The organism is Clostridium sp. 19966, from assembly GCF_032335695.1.
Classification (GTDB): Bacteria; Bacillota; Clostridia; order Clostridiales; family Clostridiaceae; genus JACTOJ01.
This window is the reverse complement of record NZ_JACTOJ010000015.1, coordinates 1-12,065: the sequence shown is the minus strand read 5'-3', so window position 1 is coordinate 12,065 and position 12,065 is coordinate 1. Positions and strand designations below refer to the sequence as shown.

The window sequence follows — 12,065 nt, the reverse complement described above, 5'->3', positions numbered from 1 at the left end:
TAAAGTATTATGGATTAACTATGATTCCTTTGGTTTTCTTTTACACAAGGCAGCGTAGGCAAGGGCAGTTAACGGAATAGTAAACACAAGTCCAAGACTTCCGCAGATAGATTTCAGTATTTCAGAAGCAAATAAGTCCTGATCTAATATTCTGCTGATAGTCATATTGTAAGAAGATATCAACAAAAGGGTGTAGATAGCTCCGCCTGCATAGGCAAGTATTAGAGTGTTGGCCATGGATCCCATTATATCCTTACCTACATTCATTCCAGAAGTAAATAGGCTTTTAAAACTTGTCTCGTTATTGTTTAGGGCTATTTCATTCATGGAAGAGGCTATAGAAATGCTTACGTCCATTACAGCTCCCAGAGCCCCCATAAGAATTCCCGCAAATAACAGGCCTCTGTAATCAAAATTAGAATTTTGAGAAGTGAATATGAGCATCTGAAGTTCATCATCGCTAAAGCCTTTTAATTTCATATTGTAAATAAAATAAAGGGCTATTATTCCAGAAAGAACAACCCCTGAGCAGGTACCTATAATTGCAGCTAAAGTCTTTTTGTTTTTTCCGCTTATTATTATAAGATTCAATATGCTTATGCCTATGCACAGCACCACGGACACCGCTACTGGATTAAACCCAGCTAAAATGAGAGGAAGAAGGAGCTTTAATACAGCAAAACCTGTTATAACAAGAGAAAGCAGGGACTTTAGACCTTTCTTGCCGCCAATAAAAATTACAGCTGCAGCAAATACGAATATAAGAAAGTATAGCTGCCGATATTTTACTATTTCGTATATGTAGGCGCTTTTTATATTTGCTTTATTGTCTTCTTGTATGCTTACTAGCACCTCATCATTTTTTTCTACAAAATTTTCTCTAGAACCACTTTCGCTTTTAATATTTTCATTTACGATATTTTGTACTGTAATGATTTCATTCTTATGAGCACCGTCCAATATTTTAATTTTTACATTTGAGTAATTTTGAGAGCCTTTACTTGAGCTGTCAGCACTGCCTATTACTCTTGCATGTACTAAATCTCCAGAGGATGTATCTATAAAATCTGGAAGTATCGATATTATCAATACTCCCACGATTAACAATAATGGAATCATTATCTTCAGCTTCATATGTTTCATTTAAATACATCCTCCTAGAAAGTATTGCAGTAAATTATCTATAGATCAGAAAATTCTATTTTTAATTTTTCATCATCAGGACTTACATTGAAGGCAATACTATTATTCTCCAATTCACATTTGGTTATGATAGGCAATACTATAGTGAATTTTGTTCCCTTGCCATACTCACTCTCTACCTTAATAGTGCCGTTATGAAGCTCAACTAAGGATTTTACTAAGGAAAGCCCTATTCCGCTTCCCTTATAGGAGGTGGAATTAACTTGAACAAATCTATCAAATATATTTTTCAACTTTTCTTCTTTAATTCCAATGCCTGTGTCTTCAAAGGTGAAGGTTACTAAATCTTCAGAAGCCGAAATCTTTACCCAAATTTGAGCGCCTGCATTAGAAAATTTAGTGGCATTAGATAAAAGATTTAATACTATTCTTTCAATCTTATCAGTATCCATGCACATATAAAGCTCCTCTACATTCGTATCAAAGCAGAGAGTTATTCCCTTGCTTTCTATATAGTTTGAAGCAGAGAGAGCGGTATTTTCAACTACTTGTACTATATTTTGAAGACTGAAATTAGGCTTAAGATAGCCAGAGTCTATTTTAGAAATATCTATAGTATTATTAACTAATTTTACGAGTCTGTAGCAATTTTGTTTCATAACATTTATATGTCTATCAATTTCAGTTCCATCATAGGTTATTACCCCTCTATCTTTATAGAGCTTAAGCAGCTGAAGAGTACTCAAAATAATATTTAAAGGAGTTCTAAGCTCATGGGATATATTCGCAAAATGCTCGGTTCTTATTTTATCATAATTTGACATAGAGTCTACCATCTGATCCTTCTTCTGTATTTCTTCATAATAAATCTTAAGTTTAGCGGTAGTCTCTGACATTTGCCCAATTAGAGTAAGCATAAGGGAAAATATAAACAGAAGAAGTCCCCATTGGCTTATAAATTTAAAATCTGAGGTAACAACTGTATACCACCTTATTACATCTACTATGCATAAAAAACATAGAGCTATAAAGCTGTAAGATAAAAGATAATTAACTTTATCAGAAGCAGCATAAGTTTTTATGATGATTACCATAGTAATTATAGCTATTAATACAAGACATAGGTGGAAGGGAGCTAAAAAAGCAGCCAGCTGGAATATGCCTGTAATGTGCAATAGCAATGCTATAAAAGTATAACATAATATAAAGGCAAGCATAAAGTTTGTAACTTTTTTAAAGCTATTATTCAAGGTGTTCTTTAAGTAAAGCAATATCCATACAGGAATAAAAAACAATGAAAGTATGGAGGTATAGTACCAAAGCAGAGGGCAATTGATAAAAAGCTGCTTGATATTTTGAGTGCTCATAAACCATAGTCCCACAAATATTGAAGAGAATGCTATGTAAACTAGGGGCTTTTTACTTGAAGGAAGCTTTGATACAAAAGCTATTATTAGTGAGCATATACCCATGAATACAAATAAAGCAGACACCATTAAACTAATTATATCTTCTTTGAGTATTTTCATTATTATGCTGCTTTTTGTGTCCACTTCTGATCTTGCAATTACTCCATTGTTGAATTTGTTGTAAGAATACATTTTTATGTAGATAGTTTTACCGGAATAGTTTAAAGGCAAAGAGACAATGTGCCAAAGGCTAGCAACTGGAGTTTTATCATTTATGTTTTTTAAATCACCATAGTGGTATATTGATTTTCCATCTAAGTAAATTTCAAAAGCTTTATCATATGTACGAAGGAATAAACATTGATCTGTAAGATTGGATTTTGGTAAATCAGCTTTAAGCCAAAGTGCATTTACGGAATCACTAGGCGGCTTTTGCGGCGTAGAAAGTTCCTTCCAATTATAAGTGTCTTCTACTTCCAAAGGACTTTTCTGCAGCACGCTTTTCCAAGATAAAGTGCTGGCGGCATACTTCCATGTAATATTATTTTTCAAGTTTTTTTCAGAAGCATTTGTAGAATATATAAATAAAAAAGTAAGCAGAATAAAAATAAATATAAGTTTTTGCTTCATAGTATCACCTTTCAAATATTATTAAGTCCAATAAGCCTGCATAATTCGGAATGTAAATGAAAAATATAACAACATTGTACAATAAAAAAAGAGAATCGACAAATATATTTATGTTAATAATAAAAAATATATTGAAATAGACTAAATATGTCAGCAAATTAAAAAATATGATAAAAAGAGGCTATGTTTTAAGCATAACCTCTTATTTTTAATATATTATAAGGCTCTAGTTATGTGATCTCCTCGACACATATCTACAGCAAAGCCTGCTCTATTTATTCTTCCTTCTATGCAGCGTCTGCATTCTGCTGCTTCATCTCCAGTACATATTTTTCCATCATAAAGTGAATATTTAGCTCTCACATTTGTAGGAGATACATTTGGCATAACAACATTTGCCCCAGCTTTTATTCCTTTTTCTCTTCCAAGAGGATCAATACTGCCTAGTGCTGTGGTAGCAGGAAGCAATACCTCAGGGAGAAGCAAACGAATGATTGACAGCAGGAATACAGTAGCTTCCACAGTGCCGCCTTTAAACTCTCTAAGAGGAGTATCCTTATGAGGAATAAAAGGACCTATGCCTACCATATGAGGCTGAAGCTCTTTTAAAAATCTTAAGTCCTCCACATATATCTCATTTGTTTGATAAGGAAGGCCCACCATGAAGCCGGCTCCAACTTGATAGCCTATCTTTTTTAAATCATATAAACATCTTCTTCTGTTTTCAAAGCTCATTCCAGGGTGTAGTTTTTCATATAGTTCTTTATTAGCAGTTTCATGTCTCAAAAGGTATCTATCAGCGCCTGCATCATAATATTTTTTATAGGAGTCAAAAGATTTTTCACCTATAGACAACGTTATAGCTGCATCAGCAAATTCGGTTTTTATAGAAGAAACAATGTGGCAGATAATGTCATCTGTAAAAAAGGCATCTTCACCGCCTTGAAGTACAAAGGTTCTATAACCCAAATTGTAACCTATTTTGCAGCACTGCATAATTTGGTCTTTTGAAAGCCTGTATCTATCAGCATTATTATTGGCAGCTCTTATACCGCAATATTCGCAGGTTCTGCTGCAATAATTAGTGAATTCTAGGAGCCCTCGCATGAATACCTTATTTCCGTAGTGCTTCATCCTTACTTCATGAGCTTTAGCCATAAGATATTCTTTGCTTTCCGCATCTATATCATTGATCAATTCCAATAACTCTTCATCGGTAGCATTGCTTTCATTATATAGTTTATCTATTATATTTATGATTTTGGCATTAGGCATTAAATCACTTCCAATCAAATTATTTTATCAATATTCTCTTAAAACATATCCTGTTAGAATCATACCAATGAATAAAAAAACTTTCCCAAAGGAAAGCTTACAATAGAATATAATATCTTAATATAAAGGATATTACAGACAAGTATTGATAAACTTCCTTTCAGATCAGAGGTTTCTTTTCTGTTAGGCAGATTAAATAAATTTTGATAATAGCTAAATCACATATATTAACTCTATATTTAGCAATTATATATTATCAATACATAAGGGATTATGTCAAATGATTTGTCAGGCTTTGTTTTAAAGCAGAGTTGCTTTTTAATGCTACTTTAAAACATAGCCAATTAAGCAAAATAAAAGCTTAGATAAGTGAAGAAATTAACACTTACCTAAGCCTGAAATTAATCTATTTTATGAATCATAGGCTGCGCTTGCTTCGGTTCTTGAATCCTGCTCACCTACAACTAGCTTAAGCTTTTCTATTCTCTTTTCGCTGACACGCTCAATATTAAATATCAGATTTTCGTATTTAACAGTAGTATTTTCATTATCCTGAGGAATAGAACCTAAAAGCTCCAGCACGAAACCTCCTACGGTATCAGCATAGTCTGACTTCAGCTCAAGATTAAGAGCTTCATTGAGTTCATCGATAGGAAGGATACCATTTATAATGTAGCTGTTACTATCTATTTTCCTGATATCAGGTTCAATTTCATCATATTCGTCAAAGATATTTCCCATAACTTCCTCTATTAAGTCTTCTATGGTAACTATTCCTGAAAAACCACCGTACTCGTCAATAAGTATAGCCATATGGTTCTTTGTGTCTTGAAGCTCCTTAAATAGACTGTCTATGTTCTTGGTTTCAGGAACAAAATAAGGCTCTCTAAGCATTTTCCTTAAATTTATATTTTCAATTCCGTTATTTAAAGCTTCCATATAAAAGTCTTTTATGAACAGAATTCCTATTATATTATCAGAATCTTCTTCGTAAACAGGTATTCTAGAAAAGTTTTCAGCGAGAATATCTTTTTTTATTTCATCAATAGGATCATCTATATCTATCATAAAGGCATCTGTTCTAGGAGTCATTACTTCCTTAGCCAGTTTGTCATCAAATTCAAAAATACCATTGATCATATCTTTTTCTGTTTCATTTATTACACCGCGTTCTTGTCCAACTTCAATAAGAGATTTAATTTCCTCTTTTGAAAATTTCTCTTCCAGGTTTTCCACATTTATTCCCGTAAGTTTGATTAAAACATTGGTACAGCCAGACAATAACTTTATGAAAGGAGAAAGTATTTTACCCGTGAAAACAATAGGTTTTACCGTAAACATTGCTATTCGTTCTGAATGTTGCAGAGCTATTCTCTTTGGTAAAAGTTCACCAAGCACAAGTGTGAAGAAAGAAAGAACGATAGTTACTATTACAACAGATAAGCCTTCCCCATAGGGAACACCAGATTTTTTAAAAAAATCGGCCAGTTTATTAGATATTCCTGTTGTAGCAGATGCACTTGAAAAGAAACCAGCTAAAGTTATACCAACTTGTATAGTAGCTAAAAACTTGCTAGGTTCTTCTGTGAGTTTCTTTAATAGTTTGGCTTTTTTATTGCCATCTTCAGCCATGAGTCCAATCTTGTTTTTGTTGATTGAAACTATAGCCATTTCTGCTGCAGCAAAGAAAGCGTTGATAGCTAAAAGAAAAATAATGAGTAAAATACTACTATCAGGTCCAGAATCCATTAAAATACCACCTCAAATATAAAAAATTAATAAGTTTATAATATCATAAATTGCAAAATGTTTCAAATTGTCTATGTTTCAAAACACAGCGTAGCAATAATTATATTATGCAATTTACGAAATAATTATGTCTTTTTGCTGTAAGACTTTATTTTAAGTCCATTTTCTTTAGATTTCATTATAAATATGGTAACATAGGTTACTGAACTTTATAATAAAAACCAATATAATAGAAACATAGCCAAACATAAATAATGTGGGTACAGGAGTGATTAAAGTATGATTAGAAAAATTGTTGAGATAAAAGAAGAAAAATGCAACGGCTGCGGTCTTTGCGCTAAAGCTTGTCTAGAGGGAGCTATAAAAATAATAGATGGAAAAGCTAAACTCATAAGTGATGAATACTGTGATGGACTTGGAAACTGCCTTCCAGAATGCCCAACGGGAGCTATAAGCATAATAGAAAGAGAAGCTGTAGATTTTGATGAAGAGGCAGTGGAAGAGCTCAAAAAAGAAAACACAAACGAGCCTATCACAATGGCATGCGGATGTCCTGGTTCTGCGGCTAAGACCATAGAAAGAAAAAAAGTGAATTTTTCTTTGAAAAAAGAAGGTCAAGAGCCTGCAGAAAGAATGTCAGAATTAAGGCAGTGGCCTGTACAACTCAATCTTATAAATTCAAGAGCACCATATTTGCAGGGAGCCAATCTGCTGGTAGCAGCGGATTGTACTGCATACGCTTATGCAAATTTTCATGAGGATTTTATAAGAGATCATATAACAGTGATTGGATGTCCAAAACTTGATGATGTGGGATATTATAAAGAAAAACTTACAGATATAATAGCAAATAGCAATTTAAAAAGTATAACAGTGGTAAGGATGGAGGTGCCTTGCTGCGGAGGTATAGTAAATGCTGTGAAAACAGCTATGCTGCAGGCACAGATAATCGTTCCTTATAGGGAAGTAACCATTAGTACTGATGGAAGCATTATTTAAATAATAGTCTATGTTTTAAGAGAAGGTTGATAAAGGCATGCCATAGCATGGACTCCAAAGATAATATCAACATTTTAAAACATAGACGTACGTACTAAAGGAATGTTTTAAATAGGATAACATGTTTATTCATCATTACCAAGAAGTCTGCTTAAAAAGGACTTCTTGTTTTTTTTCATATTCTCCATATTATCAAAGGAATTTTTTAACTGTAGCAGCTGTTGATTTAAATTTGAAATTTTGAATTCAAGCTTATTTTTATCATCTTCGCTAATTTTTGTTTTATTCCTTAAAGAGCTTATTTCCATGTCTTTCGATTTTAACTTTTCCTCTAGAGCTGTATTCTTATTTTTTATAATTTTTATTTCTTTGGCATAAGTGTTTTTTTCTTCTATGCTTTTTTGAAGCTCGTATTCTAGTCTGGAAGCTTCTCTATTCTTTTGATCTAAAGCAAAACTAAGCTGAGAAATCTGATAATCCTTTTCGCTGAGCTGTTTTTTGCAAAAATATATCTTTTTATAAACATCATCAATTTGTTTTTTTATATCATCTAAATCCACATTAGGAGAGTACTCTTCAGCCTCATTAGTGTTAGGCTGTAATATCATATCTTTGGTGATATCTGGAGAAAACTCCTCTAAGGTAAACAAATCGGAATCCTCTAGCATATTCACATATACATACTCAGAAAAAACTTGTGAACTCTTATCTGCTACAGTATTACTGCATTCATAAGAAGCCTTTAGGATTTCTGCTTTTTCATTATAATCCTTTGAAGAAATGCTGCTGAAATTTTTACCATTGTCATCCGTAAATATATTAAATAATTTATTATCTAATACCCAGTATATCCAAAGTTTATTATCTATGATAGATATAAGGCAGGATTCTATTTTAGTTTTTTCAGTTAAGGTAATGGCAGGATTCCAGGAGTTTTCCCTACATCTGAGCTTTAAGCAGCAATAATGCTTTTGATCCTCTATGTAGGCTGCGTAGATAAAATTATCTTTGGTTATTATTGAAAAGTCTAGGAAGGCTGATGGGGATTTATCTATCACATAGAATTCGCTCCACATATTACTGCTTTTAAAAAATCTTCTATACCCTAAATAATTTTGAGCTTTATAATTTTGATAGAAAATTAAAATATTATCTTTGCTGTCCTTACATACATGAAAGGGATAAGCTTTAAGGGAAGTTACTATATCTAAAATTTTGGGTGAATTCCAGTATACACTTCCGATGCTGCTTTGATGAACTAGTACTGTTTCTTTAGAAGTGCTATTTTCCAGTATATAAAATATATGAATATCCTGTTCTTGAAATATAACCTTAAAAAACAATATGTTTAAATTTGTGTCATTAGAGTTGCCTGATAAAATAACCTTTTCGTTCCATTTTCCTTCAGTATATATGCTTAAGACTATTGAATTATTATTATCCACATAAAATACCTGCAGCTGCTCATCCTTCGATATGCAGGGATAAAAAGCTCTCTTGCAGGAGCTGCACACAGACTTTTTTTCTGACCATCTGTCATTATCCCATATTTGATATAGAATTCTGGATTTTTCGTCAAACATGAATCTCCATAAACAATTGTTTTTGTCCTTTATTATATAATAATTTTTATCAATAAACTCCATAGACTCACCTAAAAAAAATTCTTTTATATAAAGGTATGCATAAAACCTAGCATATAATACTAAATCCCAGAAAAATCAACTATTAAAAGATATTCCAAAAATTTCTGACATTAATCACACATATATTGTTAGTTACATACAATATTAATGAAAACAACTCATGCATATAGTGCATGTTTCTTTAGAAGGAAGTACATGATTAGATTTAAATCTAAGAAAATTTAATTATGTTCCTCCTAAAATTAGAAATTAATCCTTGCATCATTAAAGGAGGGTATGGAATGGAAAATTTCGACAGTGCATTTCAAGGACATAACAAAATCAAAGATGAATGTCTTATTGCTCTAAAAGTTTACGACCAATGCAGGCAACAGGATTGCTTAACTCCAAGCATACTTGGCCCATCCCGTTCAGCAGCTTCAGTTAATGCTAGTATTGGAAGTCCTGCGGGAACGCCTATTGCACCTAATGATATAATTACAGTTCCAGCAGATATAACTAACATCCGAGTATTAGGAGATAATATAACCATACAAGCGATAAATATTATTAGTGTAGAACCTAAAAGATTCACTAAAGATGGCTACTATGACGTTACAATAGAATTTGTGTTTAACTATGGAATTCAATTCTTTGCAGGTAGCACTACACCAGTAACAGTATATTTTTCAGATGGAACTACCAGTGATCATCTTCTTGCAGTAAGCAGATATACCAAAAAAGTTACTTTATTTGGTTCATGTACAGATAGTGTTGTAATATCTTCTAATTTATTTGCACAAAATACAAGTACATTACCAAATTTGCCTTATGTATTAGTTGAAGCTAAAGCTATACCATTAGCAGAAACTATTGACACAGGAATTAGTGGAAGAGTAGTTAATGTAACTATAGGCTTATTTACAATTATTAAATTGTTCAGACTTGTTAATCTATCCGTATTATCTACTGGATTCTGTAAGCCAAAATCCTGCATTAATGTTTCTACTAATCCATGTGAATATTTTAATAACCTTGATTTTCCATTTAATATTTTTGATCCACCACAAAAGGAGGATTTTTGCAGAGAAGATGAATTCAAACATTTAAGCGACTGTGATGAAGATACAGACTAAAAAATACGGAAGTAAGCATCGAAGAGTTTTTATAAATAATTTAGAAAATAAAGATAGGGTGTTCCCAAGCATAAAATTGGGACACCCTATTTTTAGTGTGATTTTAGAGAATCAAAAAAGGCATTGTTGTATATTATGGAAGGGTCATTAGGCTTAAAAACAGAAGCTTTTTTATTACAGCGAATAGATTCTTCTATATTACCTTTTTTATAATAGCATACACAAAGCTGTATCCAAGGGATGAAGTTCCAATAGTCGTAAAGAATAAAACCCCAGCTGTTTTCAGGAGGTTTTAAGGTGGTAGCAATTGTATACCAGTCTATTGCACGATCGTAATCCCCTTTGTTCAGATAGTATAAACCGAGTTCGCAGCAAATTTCTGCTCTTGGAGTATCAAATTGAAAGCTTTTAATCAAAGTATTCTTGGATTTTTCAAGTTCTTTTAATTCCTTATAACAGTTAGATAAATTGAAACAGGCACCTATTTTATCTTCTACCCATCCTTCTTTTAACTCTAAAAATTGCTGGAACTTATCTGATGCTTTTTCATATTCCTTAGAATAGTATAATTCTCTAGCATAATAATACAAATTTCTAGCACTGAAAGTTACACCGTCTGAAAGCATCTTTTCATATATTTTAAGGTTTCTTCCTGCTTCAGAAGGATGGACTTTTTTGTGAGTTACAGCTATATCTACATTCATTATCTGTCCGGTAGGGGATATATATTCATGTACACGATCTATCCATTTAAGATTGCTGGTACGTTTTATTATTCTCTCTCTAAAGTAGGAAAAATTAACATTTCCATTTTCGTCAAACCCCACATTATATTTTAGCATCATGATATCTGGAGCAGAATCTAAAGAGGCTTTTAAGTCTAGAAGTTTGATTTTATCCGCAGGTTCTATAATATCATCAGCATCCAGCCACATTATATAATCTTTTGTGGCTTTTGAAAAAGAGTAGTTTCTAGCAGCTGAGAAATCATAAATCCATTTAAAGTGATAAATCTCACAGTCATAGGCTTTTAGTAATTCAAGAGTATTATCTTTAGAGCCTGTATCTACAATTATTATCTCATCAGCAAGTTCCTTTACGGAATCTAAGCATCTTTCTATTACATCTTCCTCATTTCTTACAATCATGCACAGACTTAAGGTGAACATATTTAATCCTCCATATCATTTTATTTTAAAGATTTGCTTTAACAATCGTAAAGCTGCATCAATATCCTTTTAGAACATAGCTTTGCATGATACAAGGTATCATAAATATTAATGAAAACCTAAAATCGTGTCAATAATTAAGGTTATAGTACTTTAAATTTATAATTCTGTACAATTAGCCTTAGAATGTTGGTTACCGTTCTAAAGGCTTTTAAATACATGAATAATTAATACATCATCTGTTTAAAAAAACTAATAACGTATAGCTTTATTGGTTATTGATTTTTTAGGTTTTCATAATAGCCTATTTTAAAAACCCTCTGTATTATTGCAGAGGGTTTTAATTTTTTGGATTAATCTAATTTCTTAATAGTTAATTGGGCACCGACTGCTGGCGCTAAAGTAAGAGTAAGAGCGACTGCTGAGTTATTTCTTAAAGTAATAACATCTCCAGCCGCAAGAGTTAGTATTGCGCTTCCGAATAATTCGCCAGTAGTTATTAATGCCGCTATAGGAGTAGATGCATTAACAGTGCCATTTACAGCAATTGCAATTTGTGCGCCAATACCAGCAGTTATGCTAAGACCATAATTAATTTCATAGGTGCCAGCAGTTACTACAGTAACAGTGGTAGTACCTGCGGTATGAGTTATACCAGTTAGAGGACCATTGTTTGAAAACGGAATATCTGCTCCTCCTATTACAGTTGCATTAGCTAGTGTAGCGAGTTGATATACATAGCCGCTAGCTGCTAAACCAGCGCCGGTAGGACCAGTAGGACCGGTAACACCATTTAAGCCAGTAGCACCGGTAGGACCAGTAACACCATTTAAGCCAGTAGCACCGGTAGGACCAGTAACACCATTTAAGCCAGTAGCACCGGTAGGACCAGTAACACCATCTAAGCCAGTAGCGCCGGTAGGACCAGTA

Annotated in this window: 8 protein-coding genes and 1 pseudogene; 2 read left to right on the top strand and 7 right to left on the bottom strand. The window is 32.8% G+C overall.

The genetic code is table 11. From position 1 onward, the window contains the following. Positions 1 to 18: 18 nt before the first annotated feature. From IAI10_RS15090 to IAI10_RS15075, 4 genes are all read right to left on the bottom strand, one after another. Positions 19 to 1,143, bottom strand: coding sequence for a YibE/F family protein (locus tag IAI10_RS15090; protein ID WP_315674119.1), 1,125 nt, complete (start codon positions 1,141 to 1,143; stop codon positions 19 to 21). Positions 1,144 to 1,181: 38 nt separating this feature from the next. Next, complete coding sequence (locus IAI10_RS15085) at positions 1,182 to 3,182, bottom strand: ATP-binding protein (RefSeq protein WP_315674118.1); 2,001 nt, start codon at positions 3,180 to 3,182, stop codon at positions 1,182 to 1,184. 216 nt (positions 3,183 to 3,398) lie between these two features. Then, positions 3,399 to 4,442, bottom strand: coding sequence for a [FeFe] hydrogenase H-cluster radical SAM maturase HydE (gene hydE / locus IAI10_RS15080; RefSeq protein WP_315674216.1), 1,044 nt, complete (start codon positions 4,440 to 4,442; stop codon positions 3,399 to 3,401). 426 nt (positions 4,443 to 4,868) lie between these two features. Next, positions 4,869 to 6,206, bottom strand: coding sequence for a hemolysin family protein (locus IAI10_RS15075; RefSeq protein WP_315674117.1), 1,338 nt, complete (start codon positions 6,204 to 6,206; stop codon positions 4,869 to 4,871). A gap of 279 nt (positions 6,207 to 6,485) precedes the next feature. On the opposite strand from IAI10_RS15075, the gene IAI10_RS15070 reads away from it, so the two are divergent. Further along, positions 6,486 to 7,205, top strand: a complete 720-nt coding sequence (locus IAI10_RS15070; RefSeq protein WP_315674116.1) for a 4Fe-4S binding protein — start codon at positions 6,486 to 6,488, stop codon at positions 7,203 to 7,205. A gap of 125 nt (positions 7,206 to 7,330) precedes the next feature. Here the strand turns inward: IAI10_RS15070 and IAI10_RS15065 are convergent, their stop codons facing one another. Continuing rightward, positions 7,331 to 8,851: a hypothetical protein gene (locus IAI10_RS15065; protein WP_315674115.1), complete on the bottom strand. Its 1,521-nt coding sequence runs from the start codon at positions 8,849 to 8,851 to the stop codon at positions 7,331 to 7,333. 281 nt (positions 8,852 to 9,132) lie between these two features. Between IAI10_RS15065 and IAI10_RS15060 the strand changes: the two genes are divergently transcribed. After that, entirely contained in the window at positions 9,133 to 9,966 is an 834-nt protein-coding gene (locus tag IAI10_RS15060) for a hypothetical protein (RefSeq protein ID WP_315674114.1), read from the top strand. A gap of 92 nt (positions 9,967 to 10,058) precedes the next feature. Here IAI10_RS15060 and IAI10_RS15055 read toward each other — a convergent pair whose 3' ends face one another. Both IAI10_RS15055 and IAI10_RS15050 read right to left on the bottom strand, forming a co-directional pair. Then, positions 10,059 to 11,135: a glycosyltransferase gene (locus tag IAI10_RS15055; protein WP_315674113.1), complete on the bottom strand. Its 1,077-nt coding sequence runs from the start codon at positions 11,133 to 11,135 to the stop codon at positions 10,059 to 10,061. A gap of 353 nt (positions 11,136 to 11,488) precedes the next feature. After that, positions 11,489 to 12,065, bottom strand: a pseudogene (locus tag IAI10_RS15050) (collagen-like protein); the annotation flags it as partial.

What these genes read in the sequence shown, in the direction of transcription:
- IAI10_RS15090 (WP_315674119.1), bottom strand. Translation starts at nt 1,143, where the DNA reads ATGAAACATATGAAGCTGAAGATAATGATTCCATTATTGTTAATCGTG.
- IAI10_RS15085 (WP_315674118.1), bottom strand. Translation starts at nt 3,182, where the DNA reads ATGAAGCAAAAACTTATATTTATTTTTATTCTGCTTACTTTTTTATTT.
- IAI10_RS15075 (WP_315674117.1), bottom strand. Translation starts at nt 6,206, where the DNA reads ATGGATTCTGGACCTGATAGTAGTATTTTACTCATTATTTTTCTTTTA.
- IAI10_RS15070 (WP_315674116.1), top strand. Translation starts at nt 6,486, where the DNA reads ATGATTAGAAAAATTGTTGAGATAAAAGAAGAAAAATGCAACGGCTGC.
- IAI10_RS15065 (WP_315674115.1), bottom strand. Translation starts at nt 8,851, where the DNA reads ATGGAGTTTATTGATAAAAATTATTATATAATAAAGGACAAAAACAAT.
- IAI10_RS15060 (WP_315674114.1), top strand. Translation starts at nt 9,133, where the DNA reads ATGGAAAATTTCGACAGTGCATTTCAAGGACATAACAAAATCAAAGAT.
- IAI10_RS15055 (WP_315674113.1), bottom strand. Translation starts at nt 11,135, where the DNA reads ATGTTCACCTTAAGTCTGTGCATGATTGTAAGAAATGAGGAAGATGTA.